The following is a 20,708-nucleotide window of genomic DNA, read 5'->3' as shown; positions in this document are numbered from 1 at the left end:
GATACCTGTCGGCCCGGCGCGCGCCGGGCCGACAGGGTCCGGTTCACTCCTTCTCGCCCGCCAGCAGCGGCGTGATGGTCGCGGAATCCGTCACGATCGCGTGCCCCTGGAACTCGAAATCCGCGTAGGCGCGCGCGATCGCGTCCTGATCCCGGCCGCCGCACGCGTCGCTGATCACCACCGGGACGAACCCGAGATCGGTGGAGTGGGTGATGGTCGGCGCGATGCCGATCTCCATCGCGACGCCCATGATGGCGTACGCCCCGATGCCGAGGTCGCGCAGCGTGCTCGCCAGCGGTGTGCCCTCGAAGGCCGACATCGAGGTCTTGTCGAAGACGACCTCGTCGGGCCGTGGCCGCAGCTCCGGCACCAGCTCGAAGGGCGGGGTATCGCGCTGGAGAATGGATTTCACCTCGTCGGCCGAGTCGACCCCCTGCCAGCTCATCGCCATCCGCAGCGCGAACTTGCCGCTGAGCCGGTGCGGCAGGAAGAAGTGCCGCAGGAAGATGACCGGGTAGCCGCCGCGCCGCGCCGCCTCGACCACGGGCACCACCCGCTGGATGATCTCGGGGCCGTCCGGCAGCTGCGACAGCACACCCACCTGCATGTCGTAGACGATCACCGCCATCCGGTCCGGACCGCACACATCGGCGAGCCCCTCGGGAATGTCCAGTCCGTTGCCGTACCGCATGGTCAGCTCTCCTTCTCGATGACCGCGTCGCCGGGCCGTGTTGAGCGGCGATTCGGTTGCGCTGAGGGCACTTTCGCACCACTGTAACCACGCGCGCCAAGAATGTTGCCGGGCGGCCGCCACGGCAGTACCGTCGATTGACTCGAGGCGAGGTCGGGTGCGCCTCGGTGAAACCTGGAGCTCGAAATGAGGACGAAGAACGGCCGTTCGGTCCTGGCATTCGGCGCGCTGCTGCGGGGATTCGCGGTCGCCGCGATGGTGTCGCTCAGTCTGCTCGCGCATGTCGCCCCGAGCGCGGCGATTCCACGGCCCGACGCCGACCCGTTCTACGCCGCGCCCGCCGACCTCGCCGAGTATCCCGCGGGCGCCGTCATCAGATCCCGGCCGATCGCGCCGCTCGGTCTGCCGCTGCCGATTTCGGCCTGGCAGGTGCAGTACCGAACCAACGACGCGAACGACGAGCCCATCCCCGGCATGGCCACGGTGCTGGCCCCGATTCTGCCGTGGTGGGGCCAGGGCGAGCGACCGCTGCTGTCCTATCAAGTGCCCGAGGACAGTCTCGGCAGCCACTGCGCGCCCTCCTACGCGCTGCGCGGCGGGTGGGAACTGAGCGGCGTGACCACCTATATCGACACGCCCTTCCTCGCGGACGCGCTGCGCCGCGGCTGGGCGGTGGTGGTCAGTGACTACGAGGGGCCGTGGTCCCGCTTCCTCGACGGGGTGAACTCAGGGCGTGGCGTGCTCGACGGCATCCGGGCGGCAAGGGCGTTCGGCGGGGGCGGCGTCGGGCCGACGAGTCCGATCGGCGCGTACGGGTATTCGGGCGGCGCCTACGCGACGCTGTGGGCCGCGCAGCTGCAACCGGACTACGCACCGGACGTCGCGTTCGCCGGGATCACCTCCGGCGGAGTGCCCGCCGACTGGCCCGCCATCGCCCGCGGCGTGGACGGCGGCATGCAGGCCGGGCTGGCGTTGCTGATCGTGCTCGCGATCGCCCGCGACCATCCGGGATACGGCGTGGCGGAGCTGCTCAACGAGCGCGGGCACGCGATGCTGGCCGAGGACGGCTCGGCCTGCGGGTTGGACCTGATACTGAAGTACAACGGCACGCGCGTCGACGACTTCACGATCGAGCCGGACCTCTTGGCGCATCCGGCCTTCCGCGCGGCGACGGACGCGCAGGAGCTGGGCGCGAGCCCGCCGCGGGTACCGTCCTACCTCTACCACAGCACCACCGACGACGTGATTCCCGTCGCGGGCTTCACCGCGCTGCTGGACCGCTACTGCGCGCTCGGCGCGGACATCACCTTCACGCATTCGACGCTGCCCGGCCACAATCCGACCGCGATCGTCGAGGCGATCGGGGCGATGAACTATCTCGCCGATCGGTTCGCGGGGGTACCGGTAGCGGCGGGGTGCCACCCTCGCTGACGCTGGACGAAGAGCGGCGCGCACCGACTCGAGGGGTCGTCGGTGCGCGCCGCGTTCGGGAAGGGTGGCTCAGTTGGCCGGGGATCCGGCCTGTTCCGCCCACTTGGTGGTGCCCGGCGGGGCGTTCAGGGTGTTGATCAGGTCGATGCCCGCGACGAGCAAGGTCGGTCCGCCGACCGCGATGGTGCCGATGATCGCGCCGATGGCGGCGGCGACGGGAACCGTGGCAATGCCGAGCACACCGCCTGCGAAGCCGATCAGTCCAACGGCGCCGCCGATGACCAACCCGATGAAGCTGCCGATCGCGGTCGCGATGCTGAACTGGGAGAGGAACGAGTCCATGGCGCGCTGGTTCTCGATAGGCGAAGCTACGGGCAACACCTGCGCCGGACGCGCCTGCGCGACGTTTGCGACCGCCGTCAGCTCCAGCACCCGGCCGCCGTCGCGGATCTCGTGCGGCAGCGGGAATTCCAGCCCGTCCTGCCGGACCGAGAGCGGCAGGGTGAGGACCGCGTTCCCGGCGGAGTCGTTGATGTCCACGGAGTTGCCGGTCAGTTCGAAAGAACCGTCCGTGAGGGTGGTGATGATCTTGTCGCCGACCAGCTTCGCCTCGTACCCGATGTTCGGGACGGGGGCGGCGGCCGGTTGTGCGTGCACAGTGCCCGCGCCGACGGCGACGGCGGCGACGAGCGGTACGGCTGCCGCGGTGATCTTGCGGAGAATCATTTCCAGAGTTCCAATCTGCATCAGGTTTTCATGCCCTACGAACGCCTCGCACGCCGAAAAACCTTCCCCCTCAACGCGTGCGAAGCCTTGATGTGATCCAGAGAACAGCTGCGCCGTCTGCCACACTACTGGGCGATTGCCCGTTTGGACCCTGAAATTGGGGGGTATTCCCGTTTCTTATCGCTCTCGGTTGTCGCGCCATTGCCGAAGGTGTTATGCCACTTGGCTATACGGGCACGTCAAAGCGTCATCCCTGGCCCAGTGCGCCTTTACGAACGAAGTCCGTCGAAGGCGCACGCGGCCGAAGCTGCGTGAAGGTATGTCGCACTGGAGGTTTGCTACAACCGGCGGTACGTGACTCGCCGATGCGGAGAGCTCCTATTCGACGGAACTCTTGATCTTCTCGATCGCCTTCGCGTTCAGCTCGTCCTGCTGCTGGAAGGCCGACGCGATCGCGTCGACGCCGCCGCTGAGCGCCTCGATCGACTTGCCGAGGCCCTCGATGCCTTTCATGCCGTCCTCGGCGCCCGGCGTGTACTCCTTGGCGAAGTTCTGGCCGATCTCGTCGCCGCCCCAGCACTCGCCCTCGGCCGCGACCGTGGTCTGCACGTTCTTTACCGCCTCGAGCACCTTTTCCGCGGCCGCGGCGAAGCCGGGCTTGGTGGAGCGAAGGGCATCGGGGTCGACCTGCAAGCTACTCATCTACCGCCCTCCAAATACCCGCGGTTCCGGTAGTACTCGTCCTCGGCTTCGTCGTCCAGCTCGGCGGGCTGGACCGTCGCCTCGACCGAGACCGGTTCGGGGAACAGGGAATTCACCAGATCCTTGATGCTCGGCGCACCGGGCACCAGGTCCGGCAGATCGGGAATGTCGGCGCCCACCTGCTCGAACGCGCCGAAGGTGCGCTGCGCTTCCTCGCTGGCCAAGCGGGCGGCGGCCTGGGTCGCCTCGGTCATCGCCGCGCCGAGCTTCTGCGGCGTCGAGCGTTTGAAGGCGTCCGGCTCGACGTGCACCTCGACCGGCACGCCCGCGGAATTGCTGGTGACCCGGACCAGATTGTCCGAGGACCACGCGGTCACTGTGGCCGCGGCCAGCCGCGCGCTCGCCTCGGCCAGCTCCCTGCGCTGCTGCTCGAAAACCTCCATCAAGTCGTCGATCTCGCCGCGCAGCGCCTCGTTGCGCGCCAGCTGCGCCGCGCGTTCACTGTCGGCCATCGGCCACCCCCGCTCGTTCGAGTTCCGGTCCGTCATGGATTTCGACGCGCCGCGCCGATGATCGGTTCCCCTCAGTCTGCCGTGTCGCGGTTCGCGCTGTCGTCCCAGCCTCCGAGGCCGCTCAGATCAGCACGTCGAGCAGCACCGAGCCCGCGCACACGAGCACGACGAGGCTCAGCGCGACCGCGTCGCGGCGGCCCGGCGCGCTCGGCCGGGCGGTCAGCTGCCCGGTGCCGCCGCGGGCGGTGATGGCCTCGCCGAGCTCGGTGGCGCGGCGGGTGGCGACGGCCATGGCCGCGGTGAGGATGTCGATGATCGGGTTGTCGGACGCGCGGTCCAGCAACCGGTCCTTGGGCCGCAGTTTGCGGGCCGCGCGCAGCACCCGGATCTCCTCGAGCAGCAGCGGTAGTCCGCGCAGCGTCAGCGCCACCACGACGGCCCATTCGTCCACCGGGATTTTCAGTTTGCGCAGCGGTGCGCCCAATTTGGCCAGTGCGGGGGCGATCTCGCCCATGGGCGTCGTCCACGCGATCAAGAACGAGGCGGCCACCAGGATCAGGCCGAAGATCATCACCTGGGTGTAGCGGAGCACCGCGGCGCCGCCCACCGGCAGATTGATCAGCGCGCCCGCGCCGAGCAGCGCCCAGAACCACCACGGCAGCCTGGGCAGAGTGCCGAGCGGCAGCCGGGCGAGCAGACCGATCGCGAGCAGGAAGACGACCATCGCGCCGAGCACCGGCCAGGTCGGCCAGAACATCAGCAGCAGGCTGATCAGGAACGCGGCGATCATCTTGGTGCCTGCCCAGAGGTTGTGCACCGGGCTGGACACCGGTACTTGGCGAAGCAGGACGGTACTCATGCCTGCGCCTCGCTGACGCTCGGCTCCGGCATGCGCACGACGCGCTGGCACATGATTCGCTCACTCCGTTCGCTCATTCCGCACCCCCGTGTCCGAAGCGCCACGCCGCGTCGCCCGGCCGTGGCGGTGCGGCCGACCGCGGATCGAAGCGATGCGCCGCGGGCGCGGCGTCGGAGACCGGCTGCGTCTCCAGGATGCGACCCGAACTGAGGTGCACGGTGCGATCGCACACGGCGGCCATGTCCGCCACGTCGTGTGAGATGACGATCAGCGTCAGCCCGGAATCACGCAGCCGGGCAAGTAGTTCCACGATGTCGGCGCGACCCTCCGGATCCAGACCGGCCAGCGGCTCGTCGAGCACGACGACCTGCGGGTGACTCGCCACGATGGCGGCGAGGACGACGCGCTTGGCCTGCCCGCCGCTGAGTTCCTCGATGGAGCGGGCGGCCAGCGCGCGGTCCAGGCCGACAGCGTCCAGAGCACGGCCGACCGCGCCGGACCCGGTGGCGCGCCCGCCCCAGTCGGAGATCTCCGCGCCGACCGTCTGCTTCTGCAATTGCAGCCTGGAGTGCTGGAAGGCCAGCTCCACCCGGCCGATCTGGCGCGTCACCGGGCGGCCGCCGAGATCGCATCGTCCCGAGGTCGGGTGGATCAGGCCCGCGATGATCCAAGCCAGCGTCGATTTGCCGGACCCGTTGCCGCCGACGACCAGCAGCGCCTCGCCGCGGCGCACCACCAGGTCGACACCGTGCAGGGCGGGCGCCTCCCACGGCGTGCCCCGGTTGTAGGTGTGCCGGACGTCGCGCAGTTCGAGGATCGTCTGCCCGACGGGCCTGCGGCGGGCGTCGCGCACCGGTTGCGGCCAGCGGGGCAAGTGCTCTACGGTGCGGCCGCCCGCCAGGTGCACCACGCGGTCCGCGGCCGCGGCATCGGCCTCGTGGTGGGTCACCAGCACCACGGCCATCGGATGGCGGCGCGGCAGCTCGCCGAGCAGGGCGACGAGTTCGCGGCGGCCCTCGGGATCGATCATCGAGGTGGCCTCGTCGGCGATGAGCAGCGCGGGACGGCGGGCCAGCGCCGCCGCCACGGCGAGGCGCTGCTGTTGTCCGCCGGAGAGGGTGGCGGTCTCGCGGTCGCCCATGCCCGCCAGGCCGACCTCGCCCAGCAGCGCCTCGGTGTCGACTTCGGCGGCCAGGTCCGGCGGCAGTCCCCAGACCACGTCGTCGGCGACCAGGACGCCGAGGGTCTGGCTTTCGGGTCGTTGCAGCACCAGGGCCGTCCCGCCGAGGTGGCCGAGGCCCGCGGAGCCGGGACGCTGGACCGTGCCCGAGGTGGGCGGCAGACCCGCGAGCAGCCGGGTGAGGGTGGATTTGCCGGAGCCGTTGTGGCCGACGATCGCGACGAACTCGCCGACCCGCACGCTCAGGTCGATGTCGCGCAGCGCGTCGGTGTGCGCGCCCGGATAGCGGAAACCCGCCGAGTGCAGCGTCACCGGAAGCGGCGCGATCGGTCGATCGTCCACCGGCGCGTCGAGACGGTCCCGAGTGGGCAGCCAGGCCAGTCGGTCCAGCACCGAGCCCAGCACGAACCAGGAGAACAGTGCGCTCACCACCACGCCGAGCAGGACGCCGCCGCCGACATAGACCCACCACCAGGCGAGCACGGCGTCGGTGGCATCCGCCGCGGCCCGCCCGAGCGGCTCCAGCGCGGGTTGTCTCGCGGCGATCCGCTGCACACCGTTCGCGGTGTTGCGGATGGCGTCGAAGAGCAGCTCGCGGGTCCGCCCGGCCACCAGCAGCGAGCCGACGCTGAACGCGCCCCACAGCGCGCCCGCCAGCGACGCGAGCAGGAAGACCGAGAACAGCCCGCCGCCGCGGCGCTTGACCCCGCCGATGATGCCGCCGATCGTCGCCGACGCGACCACACCGAGCGCGGGCATGACGCCCGCCGCGACGAAGGTGACCAGGGTGGCGGAGGCGGTCGCCGCGACGAGCGCGCGCGGCCGGTAGCGGTGCGCGAGCATCCCCATCGGCACGGCCGCGACGATTTGCAGGGCGGCTGCCAGCGGGACAACGGACCCGACGGTGACCAGCCCGACCGTCACGCCGCCCAGTACCGCGCCGGTGGCCAGTTCGATCGGGCGCAGCGGCCCGCGCTCTTCGAAACCGGTCCGGCCGTCGGCCGTGGGCAGATCACTCACGTGACAAGTCTGCCAGGGGTGGCGGAGGAGGGCGGGTTCGCCGGATCAGGCGGCCCTGGTGAGGGTGTAGTGCTCGCGGTTCAGCCTGCGGGTGCGGCGGCGGTAGCTGGAGACGGTGCCCGGCCAGTTGTTGGTGATGCGTCCCGAGGCGGTGCGGTACCAGCTGGTGCAGAAGTTCCACGGCGTGCGGGCCAGGCGCCGCTGGAGCGCGTCGTTGAATTCGCGCTCCTGCTCGCCGCGCACCTCGAGGCAGTGGCCGGGGTGCTCGGCGAGCAGCCGCACGGCCTGCCGGATGTAGCGGGCCTGGGATTCGATCATGTAGATGATCGAGCCCGCGGCGAGGTTGGTGTTCGGACCGTAGACCAGGAAGAGGTTCGGGAAATCGGGCACGGCGATGCCGAGGTAGGCGTGCGCGCCGTCGGCCCACGCGTCGGCGAGTTTGCGACCGCCGCGACCGTAGATCTGCATCGGCCAGAGAAATTCGGTGCCCTTGAAACCGGTGCCGTAGATGATCACGTCGGCCTCGTGCAGCCGTCCGTCCGCGGTGCGCGCGCCCTCGGGCACGATCTCGCTGATCGCGGTGGTCTCGACCGCGACATTGGGCTGGCTGAGCGCGGGGTAGTAGTCGTTGGAGAAGAGCCCGCGCTTGCAGCCGATGGGGTAGTCGGGGGTCAACTTGGCCCGCAGCTCCGGATCGGGGACCTGCATGCGCAGGTGTTTCTCGGCGATCCTGGCGACGCCGCGCGCGATCGCGGGGAACTCGACGAGCCCGAGCGAGACGAACTCCCCGGTCGACCACCAGCCGAACCGCTCCACCAGGAGCGCACCGGGCACCTTGGCGAACAGCTTGTGCTGGAGCGGGCTGTAGTCGGTGTCGAATTTGGGGATGACCCAGGCCGCGGTGCGCTGGAACAGCGTCAGGTGCTCGACCTTCGGCTGGATCTCCGGGATGTACTGGATGGCGCTCGCCCCGGTGCCGACGCAGAGGACCCGCTTGCCCTCCAGTTCCACGTCGTGGTTCCACTCGGCGGAGTGGAAGGACGCGCCCGCGAAGGTGTCGATGCCGGGAATGTCCGGCAGCGCGGGCCGGGAGAGCTGGCCGACCGCGGAGATCAGCACGTCGGCGGTCCGCGCGGCGCCGTCGGCGGTGCGGACCGTCCACCGGCCGGTTCGCTCGTCGAATTCGGCGTCGGTCACCTCGGCGCCGAAGACGATGTCCGCGAGCAGCCCGTGCCTGCGCGCGACGCCGCGCAGATAGTCGTGGATGGCTTCGCGGCCGGAGTAGCGCTGCGGCCAGTCCGGCTTCGGTTCGAAGGAGAAGGAGTAGAGCGGCGATGGCACGTCGCAGGCCGCGCCGGGGTAGGTGTTCTCCCGCCATACCCCGCCGAGATCGGCGGCCCGCTCCAGGATCGTGATGTCGCGGACCCCGTTGCGCCGCAGTTCGATCGCCATGCCGATGCCGCCGAAACCCGCGCCGATGATGAGAACCGATGGCCGGTCACCAGCTGTCATGTGACACTCCTCACCACGTCCGATGAACTCCACTCTAGAACCGGTGCCACCGGGCGCATCGAGACTTTCGGCCATAATGTGCGCTGTGGAGCGGGTACTGGCTACCGGAATCCGCGACTGGAACTTCCCGCGCGGCATCGCCAGCGTGGCCCTGATGGTGGGGTACGCGGGCGAGCGCGGGGTGCCCGCGGCGCGGATGCTGGCCGGTACCGGGCTGACCGAGCCCCTGCTGCGCGATCCCGACGCCCAGATCGACGCGCACACCGAACTCGCGGTGATCCGCAATCTGGTCCGCGAGGTCGACGCGCCCGCGCTGGGCGTCGAGCTGGGCAGGCGATACCGGATCACCACCTTCGGCATCTTCGGCTTCGCCTGTGTGAGCAGCCCGACCCTCGGCGAGGCGATCTCCTTCGCGCTGCGCTTCTTGGATCTGAGCTTCACCTTCTGCCTGCCGGTCGCGCACTGGGAGGCGGGTGAGTTCGTCGCGCGGGTGCACGACGAGTCGGTGCCCGCCGACGTGCGTCAGTTCCTCGTCGAGCGCGACGTGACGGCCATGTACCAGGTGATGAGCGATCTGCTCGGACGCCAGGTGCCGCTGCTGCGCGCCGAATTCCGTTTCGCCGAACCGGAATACGCCGATCGGATGACCGAGGTCTTCGGCGTCCGCCCCGGCTTCGGCCGCGCGCACAACGTGTTCACCATCGACCCGGAGATGCTGGAACAGCCGCTGCCACAGGCCAACGAGCACACCTGGGCCATGTGCCTCGCGCAGTGCCGTCAGCTGGTCGACCGCCGCCGCGCCCGCACCGGCATCGCGGCGGAGGTGCGCGAACTGCTGGTGCCCGGCGGCGCCGACGGTTTCGCCGCGCCACCCGGTATCGATCTGGTGGCGCGCGAATTGAACATGAGCACAAGGACTTTGCGCAGGCACCTCGACGCCGCGGGGACCAGCTATCGCGCCCTGCTGGACGAGGTGCGTCGCGCGCTCGCCGAGGAAATGCTTACCGCCACACCGCTTTCGGTGAGCGACGTGGCGATCCGACTCGGCTATGCCGAGTCCTCGACCTTCATCTACGCCTTCAAGCGCTGGACGGGGGTGACACCCGCCGCGTATCGGCGCGAACGGATTTCGCTGCGCTGAGCAATCCGGCGGAACGCCGAGTCAGTCCGGCTGAACGCCGAGATAGCCGCCCATCGGGACCGGGCGGAAATGTGTTGTCAGATTGCGGTTCTCGTCGATGATGTGCAGCGCGACGGCCGGGTCCGGCGCGTAATCCATGACGTGATGCGGCAATTCGAGCTCCCATTCGCCGCCGAGCACCGAGGCTGTGCTCGGCGCGACCAGCAGCGGGCGGCCGCCGAACGTCGTGGTCGCGGCGGAATGGGCGTGCCCGGTGAGCACGCCGAGGATGCGGTCGTCCCCGGCCACCAGCGCGGCGAGGCGCTCGGGGTCGGCGAGGGTGATGCCGTCGATGATCGGACTGTGCAGGTGCACCGGCGGATGGTGCATGGCGAGCAGGATCGGTCCGTCGGCGGGCGCGTCCGCGAGCACGCCGCCCAGCCAGTCGTAGGTCTCCTCGCTCAACGCGCCGCCCGCTTCCCCGGGAACGCTCGAATCCAGCAGGGCGACAGTCAATTCGCCGATCCGGTGGGCGTTGTTGATCGGCGTGGTCGCGGCCGGTTCGCCGAGCAGCGCGGTGCGGAAGTGGGCGCGGTCGTCGTGGTTGCCCGGCATCGGAAAGACCGGGATGTCGGCGGCCAGCGCGACGCGCGCCTCGGCGTACTGCTCGGCCTTACCGGAGTCGGTGATGTCGCCGGTCACGAGGATGGCGTCGGGCTTGCGGCGCAGGTCGGCGAGGAAGGCCATCACCCGCTCGACGCGTTCGGCGTTGCGGGTGCCGAGATCGAAGTGTGTATCGCTGACCTGAGCCACCAGGATCATCGGCGTTCGCTTTCTCTGAGGGATCGCTCCGTTGCGTCAGAGGGTGCCCGCATCGTGTGCCCGGCACTTTCTCAGGCTAGATGACCTGCGCATTGTCCGTCTCCATGAGGCTCGCCACCGCGTGGGAGGACCTAGTTCCGCAGTGGCGACGGTCACAATTGGTACGCCTGAATGGATGCTTCCGGGCCGGTCGGACCTCGGCTGCTCATGGCCAGCGCGAAGGCGAAGGTACGCCCGACCGGTGTGGGCGGGCGACAGCCGCCATCGAACTGCGCATTGCCGGAGCGCGGGCGGAGATACGCCTATGAGTCGCGCTCGGTGGTGGTATTCGACCACAGGGTGTGCAGGGCGCGGAGAAAAGCTTTGCGGTCGGCCTGGGGGAGTGCCGCCAGCAGCTCGTCCTCTTGTTCGCGGATCTCGTGTCGAGCGCGGGCGAGGGCCGCCTTGCCTTCCTCGGTGAGCGAGACGAGGTTGACGCGCCGGTCGGCGGGGTCGGGCGAGCGTTCGATCAGGCCGCGGCGTTGCAGGTCGTCGAGGACGCCGATGATCCGGGTCTTGTCCGCGCCGATGGATTTGGCAAGCGCGGCCTGGGTGTACACCGGCTCCGGTTCCAGGCCGAGCAGCACTCCGTAGGCCCACATGGTGAGGCCGTTGCGTTCCAGGACGGGTAGTTCCGCGGCGACGAGGGCGCGGCCGAGCGGAACAACCATTGCCGCGAGATCGGGTCGGTCAGGGTCTGGCATGTCTAGAAAATAGTGCTTGGCAGATGATATGTAGATGCTTACGATAAGCGCATGAGTACGATATTCGAACAAGATGCCAGCACGACCGAATCGAACGAGCGGCTCCGCCGACTGCACGCCAGTGCCGTCCGGCTGTGCGCGGAAGCCGTCTCGCAGGTGAAACCCGACCATCTCTCGGTCGAAACGCCATGCTCGGAATGGGATTTGCGCGCCCTGCTGGCGCACATGGCGACTCAGGACCGCGGATTCGCGGGGGCGGCGCGCGGTTCGGAGGACCCTGGCGCGTGGGAGGTGCGGGTCGCGGCGGATCCGGTCGCCGACTACCTCGCGGCCGCGGACGAGGTAGTCGCCGCATTCGCCGAGCCCGACGTCTTCGAGCGCACCGTGCTGCTGGCGGAACTGTCGAGCGAGCACCGCTTTCCCGCCGCAACCGTCATCGGGTTCCACTTGGTCGACAGCGTCGTGCACGCGTGGGACGTCGCGCGATCGATCGGCGAGACGATCGACCCGGACCCGGAGGTGGTGCTGATGGCGCTGGAGATCGCGGAGGCGGTTCCGGACGGTCCTTTCCGATCGGAGCCGGGCGCGGCGTTCGCGCCGGTGGTCGCGGGGGCCGACTCGGGTTCGCCCATGGATCGGGTGCTGCGACAGCTCGGCCGCTCGCCCGAGTGGACGCCGACTTCAGCGCGCGCGTAAATCCGCGAGCTTCCGTCGAGAATGCACGCGGGTCAGGTTGCATGCGCGGTGGAGGAGTTCGCTGGGATCGGTGGGGGAGACGGAGGCCAGGGGCCGCCTCGGGCGTCTGAGCCCGTGCTGGCGCGACCTTCGGTCGGCTGCGAAGGTCTGCCCAGTTTGTGCGGGGGTCAGGAATTCACGCGGAGCAATTCCGTTGCGCGGTCGAGGAGTTCGCCGGGATCGGTCGGGGACACCGGGGCCCAGAAGTCCTCGCCGGGCGGAGCGTCCAAATTCAGTTCGGGCGGGGTGCGCCAGGACGCGGCAAGTCCGAGTCGCCAGGAATGCAGATGGGCGCGCGGATAGGCGCCGGACTTGTCGAAGAGCGGATCGCCGAGGATCGGGTGGCCGATCCAGGCCAGGTGCACGCGGATCTGGTGGCGGCGGCCGGTCACCGGGCGCAGCGCGAGGACGGTGCGCCGCTCGGTGCGCAACACGGTCGCGAAGCGGGTCAGCGACGGATAGTTCTTGGTGTCGAGCAGGTCGGCGTCGTCGACGAACCAGCGGTCGTCTTCAGCTTTGATGCTTTCGCGTGGCGCGGCGATCCGCACCCGGTTCTTCCGGCCGACGCTCAACGGCAGATCGATGACACCGTGCTCGGGCAACCCGGTCGAATCGACGACCGCCAAGTACGTCTTCTCCGCCGTCTGCTTGTTGAATTGCCTGGTCAGCTGGCCGTGCGCGCCCAGCTCCTTGGCCAGCAGCACCAACCCGGAGGTCACCTTGTCGATCCGGTGCACCGGGTAAAGCGTCTCGCCGGTCGCCGCCGCCAGCTCCACGATGTCGGTGTCGTGCCGCTCCCCGGTGACCGAGATCCCCGCGGGCTTGTTCAGCGCGAGGATCGCCTCGTCCTCCGCGATCGAGCAGCGCTCCCGCAACCGCAACCAATCGGTCTCCACCCGCACGACCTTACGTCGCCCCGCCGCCCCCACCCGTCGCGCATACGTGGCATTCAGGCGTCGGCGGTGTGCCGCGATAGGGGAAGGTAGCGACGCCCAGCCGCGACACGGTGCTGAACCGCGGTGCCTCGCTCGGCGTTCGCGGGTCTCGGCCGCGGTGCCTCGCTCGGCCGCGGCAGTGCCCGATCGCCGTGCGGTGCACGACCGCCAGCTCAGCTCCGCGGTGCCGGGTAGTGCTCGGCTGCGGGGCTGTGCCCGACCGCGGGCCTGAGTTCGGCGGCGGTGCCGGGTAGTGCTTGGCTGCGGGGCTGTGTCCGACCGCAGGCCTGGGTTCGGCGGCGGTGCCGGAGTGGTGCTTGCTGTGCCGAATTGCCGCGCTGTGTCCGATTGCGGGCGGAGCCGACTGCCGCGCGGCACCCTGCCGCAGGCTGAGCGGCTGCGGCGCCAGGTGTGCTCAGCCGCATCGCAGTGCTCGGCGGCGGCGCAGTGCTCGGCCGGGTACTCGGTGCTCGGGCCGCCGCAACGCGCAGCCGCCGGGCGGTATCCGGCCGCAGGCAGTGCTCCGAGGTGGGGCTCGGCCGGGCGCGGGCTCAGGGGCGGCGTAGGGCGTGGGGGCGGAGGCGGTTGAAGCCGCGGACTCGGACGCTGCGGAGGTGGCGCACAGCGAATTCCGGGTCGTCGGCCAGTTGCGCTGCGGCCGAGTCGTCGATGAGGACGGTGCCGGGGCGGGCGACGCCGGTGAGGCGCGACGCGATGTTCACCACCGAGCCGTACAGGTCGCCGAAGCGTTGCAGCACCGGGCCGTAAGCCAGCGCGACGCGCAAATCCGGGGTGCCGCCGACCATCATGGTCGACTCCTGGATGGCCAGCGCGATGCGCGCGCCCGCCTGCGCCGTCTCCGCCGCGAACATCACTTCGTCACCGACGTGCTTGATCACCCAGCCGCCGTTCTCGCTGATGGCCTCGGTCGTCGTCGACTCGAAGGCCTCGAGCAGCGTGGACAGCTCGTCGGGGTGCAGGTGCCTGGTCAGCCTGGTGTATCCGACCATGTCGGCGAAGCCGACCGCGAGCTCCCGGGTGGAATCCTCGGCGGGGCTCTCGTTGTCGAAGGAGCGGGCCAGCGCGGCGGCCAGGTGCCTGCGCCAGGCGTAGGTCTGCAACTCCTCGAGCACCGAGACCGTCTCCTGGGTGGCGATCCTGGCGATCTCGGCCGGGTCGGTCGCGCCGTCGCGGGAGGCGTCGGCGACCTTGGCCGCGATCTCGGCCAGCACCAGGTCGGCCTGCCATTCCGCGAGCCGGGCCATGGACTGACCGAGGGTGCGCGCCGCAGCGGCCTGCTGGCGTACATCGGAGGCGGCGACCACCTTCAGCCCGCGGAAGTGCTGCACCGCGTCGACGTCGGCATCGGTGTAATCGACTGCGTTGTCGGGATTCTCGGGAAAGCCGAGCGCCGTCCACAACCGCTTGGAGATCGACGGCGACACCCCGGACCGCTCGGCCACCTCGGCGCGGTTGTACTTGCGCTCGCCGTCGAGCAGGTACGCCTCCACGACGGACTGGACGAGCTCGGAAATCTCGGTCGTCGACATGATCGCCACCTTACGGCCACGCCGCGCGCAGGTGGAGGCCATAGTCAGAGCGTTGGGGGACGTCACAGGAGCGCGCGGAGGGCATCGTGCCAACCGTGCGTGGGCACCCGATGCGGCGAATCCCTCCTGGCGCGGCGTCTCACTCGCGAACGACGCGCACTGTGTCGAGGCTGCCGTCGGCGGCGTCCGGGACGTTCATACCGGCTTCGTGACCGGACCGCAGATAGTCCATCACCGCCTCGTTGATCCGCTCGCCGGGCACCACCGCCGGAATACCGGGCGGATACGGCGTAAGCTGCTCGGCCGCGATCCGGCCCGGCGCCTTCTCGATCGGGACGACCTCGACCTCACCGAAGAACGCGTCGCGCGGCAGTTCGACGGTTTCGAGCTGCAACTCTTCGGGGGAGGGCAGCCGGATCTGCGGCGGCCGGGGGTCTTTCAACTGGTCGCGCCATGCGGTCATGCCCTCGACCAGCGCGGTGACGGTGTCCTTGTCGTCGGCCATCGACAGCGTCGCGAGCACCCGGCGATGATCGGCGAGTCCCATATCGATGTTCCGGTGTTCGCGCAGCCAGTCGGCGGCGTCGTAACCCATTGCGCCCGTGCCGGATACATCCATCAGCACCTGGAGCCGATCCAAATCGTGGGAGGCCTCCACGCCGAGCAGTTCGTCCTCCATCACCTCGATGCCCGGTATCCGGTCCAGCTCGACGCGGGCCTGGTCGGCGACGCGCAGCGCGGCGTCGAGCAATTCGCGCCCGTGCTGCACCATCTGCCTGCGCCAGCCGTCGAGCGCGGTGTAGACGAGCACGCTCGGACTGGTGGTCATCAGCAGGTCGGCACAGGCGCTGAGTCGCGCCGAGTCGACCAAGTCGCCTTGGAGGTGGAACACCGAACCCTGTTCGAAGCCCGCGCCCATCTTGTGCACGCTCACCACGCACAGATCCGCGCCGACGTCCATGGCCCAGGTGGGCAGCTCCGGATGGAACGGCAGGTGGGCACCCCACGCCTCGTCGACGATCAGCGGCTTGCCGCGTTCGTGGCAGACCGCGGCGATGCCCGCGATGTCGGCGCAGGTGCCGTACGGGCTCGGGCTGACGATCAACGCGCCCGCCGCGTCGGGATTGCGCTCCCACGCCTCGCGCACCTGCTGGGGCGACGGTGGATGCGAGAAGTGCCGCTCGGCGTCCCAGCGCGGCGTGATCCAGTGGGGCCGCACGCCCGCGAAGATCAGCCCGGCGACGATGGACTTGTGGCTGTCGCGGGCCACCAGCAAACCGCCGCCCTGGCCGCCCGCCACGGCCATCATCGCGGCCTTCACGGACAGCGAGCTGCCGCACGTGGAGAAGAAGGCGGTGTCGGCGCCCACCGCGTCGGCCATCAGTTCCTCGGCCTTGCTCAGATAGCCGCCGCGGGCCAGTCGGTCGTCCAGACCGGGCCCGACCAGCACATCGGAGCGGAACGCGTCGCCCCCGATCGCGTCGAGCACACGCTCGTCGACGCCGCGTCCCTGCCGGTGAGCCGGCGGGGTGAACCCGTACCGGCCCACGCGGTGATACGCGGCGAGTGCGTCCACCAGGGGAGCTTGTGAGTGGTCCATGATCGGGAGCTACCCGCTGCGTAGCGGGCTAATCGCTGGCTGACCTGGGGATAGACCGATATTATTAGCTTTGCTAATTAAATCCCCTCGGCGGTGTCCGCCGGGGCAGTTTCCGGCCACACCGATCGCCGACCGGCCGCCGGGGCCGCTGTGTCCAATTGGACACGGTCTCCGAAAAAGAAGTGCCTCAAATCAACGGTACTTCGCTCGAACTGTGTAAGACTCGTTCCGCCAGAGTTTCTTGCACTCCTCACACTCGGAGGACTGTCCATGACGAATTCTGTTGCGCCGTTAGAACTGCCCAAACCCCTGGTGATCACATTGGGGAATCTCAAGGGCGGTGTCGGAAAAACGACCTCGGCCTTCTTCTTGGCGTGCTATTTCGCCAGAGTGCACGAGCTGCGGGTGCTGGTCATCGACGCGGACCCGCTCAGCCAGACCGGCTATTCCTGGTATCGCAGGCTGCTCAAGGGGCGGGTCGCAGTGCCGTTCGAATTGATCGCCTTTCCGTCCCGGCACGTCGACGACTGCATTCACGACAACGCGAACAAATACGACGTCGTCATCGTCGACGCGGGCGGTGAATCGGCCGAGATATTCAAGGCGGCCATTCCGGCCAGCGACGAATTGGTATTGCTGACCAGTGTGAGTCCGTCGGAGGTGAAGCGCGTGCCCAGTACCTATCGGGCCGCCGCGGAGGCCGCCGCCGGGACCGACCGGGAGATCCGGGTGCGAGTGCTGATGACGAAGGTGCCGGTCACCATGAAGAACGGCGTCAACGTCTCCACCGAATACCGCACGCAGCGCGGCAATTTGGAAGACGCCGGGTACGACGTCTTCGCGTCCTATCTGAGCGCGTGGAAGTGGTATCGCGAGGCCGCCGACGGTGAGGTCGGCGACGGCGCCGAGAACCCGATCGCGGATCTCGGCGAGTACCGGCAGGTCGGAGACGAACTCGTCGCTCCGTACCGGGTCGCGGTGGAGGTGCCGGCCTGATGCCTCCGCAACGTAGGAAGGGTTCCATCGGCGGGTCCGCTAATCCACTGTCCGACAACGCCGAACACACACCGCCCGTCTCGCCGCTGCGCGACGCCGAATGGCGGTCCGAGCGGCTCCGGCCGGTCGCGGAAGTGCTCACGGAATCGCGCGGCACGGAAACACCGCCGGTTGTCCCGGATTCGCCGTCCCGCGGGCCGGAGGCGCAGCGGCCCGGCACGGCGCAATCGCTCCGGCAGGCCGCGCCCATACCCAACAGTCCTGCGGCGCAACCGAATGTGGTCGGGACCGCGAATTCGTCGTCGGTGCAACCGGTCGTCGCGAATCCGACGTCGACGGCGACGGAGCAGCTGGCCGACGTGCTCACCATGCCGTTACCCGCCGCGGGCGACGGTCCGCTGAACCGGCGCGAACAGGAGCAGCTCAGCGCGTGCGAGTCCTCGATCGACTCGCTGCGCATCGCGTTCTGGGCGGCGGGCCGCGCGTTGCAGATCGTGCGGGACGGGCGTCTCTACCGCGCTCGGTACTCCAGTTTCGACGATTACGTCGAGCAGCGCTGGGATATGCAGCGGTCCTACGCGCACAAGCTGATTCGCGCGTGGCCGCTGGCCGCCCGGCTGCACCCGGTCGCGCCGACGATCAACGAGGGGCAGGTTCGCGAGCTGCTCCCGGTGGCCGCGGAGCACGGCGAGGACGCGGCGGTCACCGTGTACACCACGATCGCGGGCGGCCCGGGCGGAAAGGTCACGGCGGGCAAGCTGCGCGAGGCGATCGCGTTGCTGCCGGAGCGTTTCGACGAGGCCGAGGTGGTCGAGCGATTGCAGGCCTGGCTGCGCGGCGAAGTGATCGAAACGGGCGGCGATCGGTCGGTCGATCTGTTCTCCACGATGGAATCACGGCTGGTCGCGCTGAGCAGGCGGGTCGTGAAGGGTTCCAGCGGCGATCCGGCCGCGGCCCGCGAATTCGCGGCCCGATTGCGCACGCTCGCCGAGCAAATCGAGGAGCAGATCACCGCCTGATTCCTCGCGAAACGGCGCCCCGCTACGGATTACCAATTCTGCGCGGGGCGCCGTCGTATTTCGGTGGCGAAGAAATTGTTTCTCTTGGTTATTGTTTTGTTATCATCAATTTGCGTGTTGGGGTTTACGAACACCGTTTATCTGTGAAAGATGGACGCTCGGATCCGCTGGACTGAACACCGTGATGTTTTTCGAATCGAATTCGAAGGTCTGGGTGATGTCCTGCCCCGCCGGAGCACCGGCGCCGCACGACCTGAGCCGAAGGTCTTCGATATGAGCATCGGAGGACCGCATCATGGCATCAACCGCTGAGGGTCGATATTCGCGCTTCATGCGACGCGCGATTTTCTGGAGCCTGGCTGCCGCCGCGGCGGCGATCGGCGCCCTGTTCCTGGGCGCCGGACAGGCATCGGCCAAACCGATCGAAATTCCCGGCATCGGAGCTTTCGAAGTTCCGGATGTCATTCCGGTACCACCGAATTTCTCCCAAATCGATTACCCAGATATTCAGGTAGACCCGGCCGTCGTCGTTCCGGCCGTTGTGGATCGCTCCACCGATATTCCGACGCTGATCGAGATCCCGGCCGCCGACCTCCCGGGCGCGGTGGTCATGCCGGACATCATCTACGTGGCGGAACCGCCAGCCCTGCCGGTGACACCGGCGCCCGCCCTCGTCGAACCCGCCGAGGTCGTCTACACCACGCCGATCGCGGTGATCGAATTCGCGGCCACCCCGGGGTCCCCCGCGAAACCGGCGAAACCGGAGACCGCGCCGACGACGCCCGTCGATCTGTTGCGCACCCATCTCCCGTACCTCGCCGAACTGCTCGAACCGGTGCTGCCCGCGCCGTTCGCCCCATTCGCGCCGCAGGTCGTCGATGAGCCGTCGCCCGGCGAGGTCGCCGTCGAGGCCGCGCGCAGCAAGATCGGCTCGAACTACAGCATGGGTGCGACAGGCCCCGACGCCTTCGACTGCTCCGGCCTCGTGCAGTGGTCGTATGAGCAGGCAGGCGTTGACGTGCCGCGCACCAGCTATCAACAGTTGTCCTCCGGCACGCCGGTGTCGCGAGACGAACTCGAACCGGGTGACATGGTGTCCTTCTACGGCGGCGGCCACTCGGGCCTGTACGCCGGGGACGGTCAAGTGATCCACGCGTCGACGTACGGCACGGGTGTCGTGATGTCGCCGATCTCCTCGATGCCCTACGCGGGCGCCCGCCGATACTGATGGTCGCCTGGTGGCTCGGCTTGTGGGCAGTGCGGGGCGTGGACGCCAACCCCCCAATCGGCAAGCCGTCAGTAAACTCGATTTCGGGGCCATCCGTATACGGAAGGCGGGCGAACGATGGAGTGGCTGCTGGTTCTGATAGTGGTCGTGGCCGTGGCGATCTTGCTGCTCATGCGTGGGCGCGAGGGGAAGCAACGGACGGCGACCGAGCTGGCCGACGCGCTCGCCGACGCCCGTCAGGTGAACGAGCGGCTCGGGGGTCAGATCTACCACCTGAGCGCCAGCAACGATGCGGCGAAGCAAGCTCTCGTGGACGCCTCGGAGCGATACGCCGCCGCGGGTTCGCAGCTGGACCAGGCCGCAACGCCCGCCCAGGCCAGACTCGCGAAACAGACTGCACTCGAAGGCCTCTACTACATCCGGGCCGCCCGCTCCGCGATGGGAATGGACCCGGGCCCGTCGATTCCCGAGCTCGACGGCCAGGCCGTGGCCGGGCGGGTGAGCGAGGATCGGGTCATCGCCTACGAGGGCAGAGAGATCGCCGCATCACCCAATCCGTCCTCGGCCACGCCGAACTACTATCCCGGCGGCCGCGTCGCCGGGCGGCCGGTGCCCGCGGGCTGGTACTCCGAACCCTGGTGGAAGCCCGCGCTCATCGGCGGCGCGTGGGGAATCGGCTCCGTGCTCTTGTTCACCTCGCTGTTCGCGGGAATGTCGGGCGTGGGATACGGCGCGCAGGGATTCGAGAGCGGTTACGGGGAGGGCTACCAGGATGGCGTCGCGGCGGGTGACGAGTGGGGATCGGATACCGCGCCGTACGACGGGGGCGGATACGACGCCGGGTATGAGGGTGGCGGCTACGACGGTGGCGGCTATGACGGCGGGGGCTTCGACGGAGGCGGCGGCTTCGACGGCGGATTCTGAGCGGCGCGAGCGGCGCGATGCTGTTCCCGAGCGTCCGACCCGGTAGACTGCGACCGTCCCGCCTAATCGGCCTTCGTAGCTCAGGGGATAGAGCACCGCTCTCCTAAAGCGGGTGTCGCAGGTTCGAATCCTGCCGAGGGCACCCTGGATCGTGTCGCCGTCCGCTGCGGTAGCGGCGCCGGTCGTGGCCCGCTGAACGTGTTGGGCGAAATCTGTTGCTACACAAGTGTTCTCGTGAGCAGCGCCGCCAAAGGCCGTGTTACCGGCGCATCCTCGTCGGTGGGCCGATTCGAAAACTTGATGCTCGTGGCCGAGAGTGATCGACGGCGAGCCGGAGTGTCGAGTCGCACACCGGTGCGTCTCTCGCTAACCTGCTCGAAAGCACGCCGCCGGTACGCGGTTC

General features: G+C 69.0%; 19 protein-coding genes and 1 tRNA gene. 8 read left to right on the top strand and 12 right to left on the bottom strand.

What is annotated here, in order from left to right; genetic code table 11:
* Positions 1 to 43: 43 nt before the first annotated feature.
* Positions 44 to 691: an isochorismatase family cysteine hydrolase gene (locus AB0H49_RS01925; RefSeq protein WP_355000226.1), complete on the bottom strand. Its 648-nt coding sequence runs from the start codon at positions 689 to 691 to the stop codon at positions 44 to 46.
* Between the two features lie 186 nt (positions 692 to 877).
* On the opposite strand from AB0H49_RS01925, the gene AB0H49_RS01920 reads away from it, so the two are divergent.
* Complete coding sequence (locus AB0H49_RS01920) at positions 878 to 2,122, top strand: lipase family protein (protein ID WP_357246096.1); 1,245 nt, start codon at positions 878 to 880, stop codon at positions 2,120 to 2,122.
* 69 nt (positions 2,123 to 2,191) lie between these two features.
* Here AB0H49_RS01920 and AB0H49_RS01915 read toward each other — a convergent pair whose 3' ends face one another.
* From AB0H49_RS01915 to AB0H49_RS01890, 6 genes are all read right to left on the bottom strand, one after another.
* A complete protein-coding gene (locus AB0H49_RS01915) occupies positions 2,192 to 2,869 on the bottom strand; it encodes an ammonium transporter (RefSeq protein WP_357246093.1) in 678 nt (225 codons plus the stop codon).
* Positions 2,870 to 3,226: 357 nt separating this feature from the next.
* Positions 3,227 to 3,550, bottom strand: a complete 324-nt coding sequence (locus AB0H49_RS01910; protein ID WP_355000223.1) for a hypothetical protein — start codon at positions 3,548 to 3,550, stop codon at positions 3,227 to 3,229.
* On the bottom strand, positions 3,547 to 4,062 hold the full coding sequence (locus AB0H49_RS01905) for a YbaB/EbfC family nucleoid-associated protein (RefSeq protein ID WP_357246090.1): 516 nt from the start codon (positions 4,060 to 4,062) through the stop codon (positions 3,547 to 3,549). The genes AB0H49_RS01910 and AB0H49_RS01905 overlap by 4 nt, the downstream gene beginning before the upstream one ends.
* Positions 4,063 to 4,183: 121 nt before the next feature.
* Positions 4,184 to 4,921 carry an energy-coupling factor transporter transmembrane protein EcfT gene (locus tag AB0H49_RS01900; protein WP_357246088.1) on the bottom strand — a complete coding sequence of 246 codons (738 nt, stop codon included), beginning with the start codon at positions 4,919 to 4,921 and terminating at the stop codon, positions 4,184 to 4,186.
* A gap of 73 nt (positions 4,922 to 4,994) precedes the next feature.
* Positions 4,995 to 7,121 (bottom strand): ATP-binding cassette domain-containing protein, encoded by a 2,127-nt coding sequence (locus AB0H49_RS01895; protein ID WP_357246085.1) that lies wholly within the window; start codon positions 7,119 to 7,121, stop codon positions 4,995 to 4,997.
* Between the two features lie 45 nt (positions 7,122 to 7,166).
* Positions 7,167 to 8,633 (bottom strand): NAD(P)/FAD-dependent oxidoreductase, encoded by a 1,467-nt coding sequence (locus AB0H49_RS01890; protein ID WP_355000219.1) that lies wholly within the window; start codon positions 8,631 to 8,633, stop codon positions 7,167 to 7,169.
* Positions 8,634 to 8,718: 85 nt separating this feature from the next.
* Between AB0H49_RS01890 and AB0H49_RS01885 the strand changes: the two genes are divergently transcribed.
* Positions 8,719 to 9,774, top strand: a complete 1,056-nt coding sequence (locus AB0H49_RS01885; protein WP_357246081.1) for an AraC family transcriptional regulator — start codon at positions 8,719 to 8,721, stop codon at positions 9,772 to 9,774.
* Between the two features lie 21 nt (positions 9,775 to 9,795).
* Here the strand turns inward: AB0H49_RS01885 and AB0H49_RS01880 are convergent, their stop codons facing one another.
* Positions 9,796 to 10,575 carry a metallophosphoesterase gene (locus AB0H49_RS01880; RefSeq protein WP_357246078.1) on the bottom strand — a complete coding sequence of 260 codons (780 nt, stop codon included), beginning with the start codon at positions 10,573 to 10,575 and terminating at the stop codon, positions 9,796 to 9,798.
* A 302-nt stretch (positions 10,576 to 10,877) separates the two neighbouring features.
* Positions 10,878 to 11,318 carry a MarR family winged helix-turn-helix transcriptional regulator gene (locus AB0H49_RS01875; protein ID WP_357246075.1) on the bottom strand — a complete coding sequence of 147 codons (441 nt, stop codon included), beginning with the start codon at positions 11,316 to 11,318 and terminating at the stop codon, positions 10,878 to 10,880.
* Positions 11,319 to 11,369: 51 nt separating this feature from the next.
* Between AB0H49_RS01875 and AB0H49_RS01870 the strand changes: the two genes are divergently transcribed.
* Positions 11,370 to 12,014, top strand: a complete 645-nt coding sequence (locus AB0H49_RS01870; RefSeq protein WP_357246072.1) for a TIGR03086 family metal-binding protein — start codon at positions 11,370 to 11,372, stop codon at positions 12,012 to 12,014.
* 167 nt (positions 12,015 to 12,181) lie between these two features.
* Here the strand turns inward: AB0H49_RS01870 and AB0H49_RS01865 are convergent, their stop codons facing one another.
* The 3 genes from AB0H49_RS01865 to AB0H49_RS01855 all read right to left on the bottom strand — a co-directional run bounded on the left by AB0H49_RS01865 (position 12,182) and on the right by AB0H49_RS01855 (position 16,138).
* A complete protein-coding gene (locus AB0H49_RS01865) occupies positions 12,182 to 12,949 on the bottom strand; it encodes an RNA pseudouridine synthase (protein ID WP_357246069.1) in 768 nt (255 codons plus the stop codon).
* 590 nt (positions 12,950 to 13,539) lie between these two features.
* On the bottom strand, positions 13,540 to 14,541 hold the full coding sequence (locus tag AB0H49_RS01860) for an adenylate/guanylate cyclase domain-containing protein (protein WP_355000544.1): 1,002 nt from the start codon (positions 14,539 to 14,541) through the stop codon (positions 13,540 to 13,542).
* Positions 14,542 to 14,677: 136 nt separating this feature from the next.
* On the bottom strand, positions 14,678 to 16,138 hold the full coding sequence (locus tag AB0H49_RS01855; RefSeq protein WP_357246066.1) for an ornithine decarboxylase: 1,461 nt from the start codon (positions 16,136 to 16,138) through the stop codon (positions 14,678 to 14,680).
* Between the two features lie 270 nt (positions 16,139 to 16,408).
* Between AB0H49_RS01855 and AB0H49_RS01850 the strand changes: the two genes are divergently transcribed.
* The 5 genes from AB0H49_RS01850 (at position 16,409) to AB0H49_RS01830 (ending at position 20,447) form a co-directional block, all read left to right on the top strand.
* Positions 16,409 to 17,134 carry a ParA family protein gene (locus tag AB0H49_RS01850; protein ID WP_355000212.1) on the top strand — a complete coding sequence of 242 codons (726 nt, stop codon included), beginning with the start codon at positions 16,409 to 16,411 and terminating at the stop codon, positions 17,132 to 17,134.
* Complete coding sequence (locus AB0H49_RS01845) at positions 17,134 to 18,153, top strand: hypothetical protein (RefSeq protein WP_357246062.1); 1,020 nt, start codon at positions 17,134 to 17,136, stop codon at positions 18,151 to 18,153. Before AB0H49_RS01850 ends, AB0H49_RS01845 begins: the two co-directional genes overlap by 1 nt.
* A 706-nt stretch (positions 18,154 to 18,859) precedes the next feature.
* Complete coding sequence (locus AB0H49_RS01840) at positions 18,860 to 19,381, top strand: C40 family peptidase (protein ID WP_355000543.1); 522 nt, start codon at positions 18,860 to 18,862, stop codon at positions 19,379 to 19,381.
* Between the two features lie 117 nt (positions 19,382 to 19,498).
* On the top strand, positions 19,499 to 20,305 hold the full coding sequence (locus tag AB0H49_RS01835) for a DUF1542 domain-containing protein (protein ID WP_355000210.1): 807 nt from the start codon (positions 19,499 to 19,501) through the stop codon (positions 20,303 to 20,305).
* A 69-nt stretch (positions 20,306 to 20,374) separates the two neighbouring features.
* A tRNA-Arg gene (locus AB0H49_RS01830) sits at positions 20,375 to 20,447 on the top strand.
* Positions 20,448 to 20,708 lie beyond the last annotated feature (261 nt).

The sequence above is a fragment of the Nocardia sp. NPDC050713 genome (assembly GCF_040654315.1).
In the GTDB taxonomy this organism is placed as follows: domain Bacteria; phylum Actinomycetota; class Actinomycetes; order Mycobacteriales; family Mycobacteriaceae; genus Nocardia.
Note: the sequence above shows the minus strand (reverse complement) of the source record. Positions and strands in the feature narration are given on the sequence as shown.

Excerpts from the sequence above, each read along its gene's own strand:
- AB0H49_RS01925 (WP_355000226.1), bottom strand. The coding sequence starts at position 691 with ATGCGGTACGGCAACGGACTGGACATTCCCGAGGGGCTCGCCGATGTG.
- AB0H49_RS01920 (WP_357246096.1), top strand. The coding sequence starts at position 878 with ATGAGGACGAAGAACGGCCGTTCGGTCCTGGCATTCGGCGCGCTGCTG.
- AB0H49_RS01915 (WP_357246093.1), bottom strand. The coding sequence starts at position 2,869 with ATGCAGATTGGAACTCTGGAAATGATTCTCCGCAAGATCACCGCGGCA.
- AB0H49_RS01910 (WP_355000223.1), bottom strand. The coding sequence starts at position 3,550 with ATGAGTAGCTTGCAGGTCGACCCCGATGCCCTTCGCTCCACCAAGCCC.
- AB0H49_RS01905 (WP_357246090.1), bottom strand. The coding sequence starts at position 4,062 with ATGGCCGACAGTGAACGCGCGGCGCAGCTGGCGCGCAACGAGGCGCTG.
- AB0H49_RS01900 (WP_357246088.1), bottom strand. The coding sequence starts at position 4,921 with ATGAGTACCGTCCTGCTTCGCCAAGTACCGGTGTCCAGCCCGGTGCAC.
- AB0H49_RS01890 (WP_355000219.1), bottom strand. The coding sequence starts at position 8,633 with ATGACAGCTGGTGACCGGCCATCGGTTCTCATCATCGGCGCGGGTTTC.
- AB0H49_RS01880 (WP_357246078.1), bottom strand. The coding sequence starts at position 10,575 with ATGATCCTGGTGGCTCAGGTCAGCGATACACACTTCGATCTCGGCACC.
- AB0H49_RS01875 (WP_357246075.1), bottom strand. The coding sequence starts at position 11,318 with ATGCCAGACCCTGACCGACCCGATCTCGCGGCAATGGTTGTTCCGCTC.
- AB0H49_RS01870 (WP_357246072.1), top strand. The coding sequence starts at position 11,370 with ATGAGTACGATATTCGAACAAGATGCCAGCACGACCGAATCGAACGAG.
- AB0H49_RS01855 (WP_357246066.1), bottom strand. The coding sequence starts at position 16,138 with ATGGACCACTCACAAGCTCCCCTGGTGGACGCACTCGCCGCGTATCAC.
- AB0H49_RS01850 (WP_355000212.1), top strand. The coding sequence starts at position 16,409 with ATGACGAATTCTGTTGCGCCGTTAGAACTGCCCAAACCCCTGGTGATC.
- AB0H49_RS01845 (WP_357246062.1), top strand. The coding sequence starts at position 17,134 with ATGCCTCCGCAACGTAGGAAGGGTTCCATCGGCGGGTCCGCTAATCCA.
- AB0H49_RS01835 (WP_355000210.1), top strand. The coding sequence starts at position 19,499 with ATGGAGTGGCTGCTGGTTCTGATAGTGGTCGTGGCCGTGGCGATCTTG.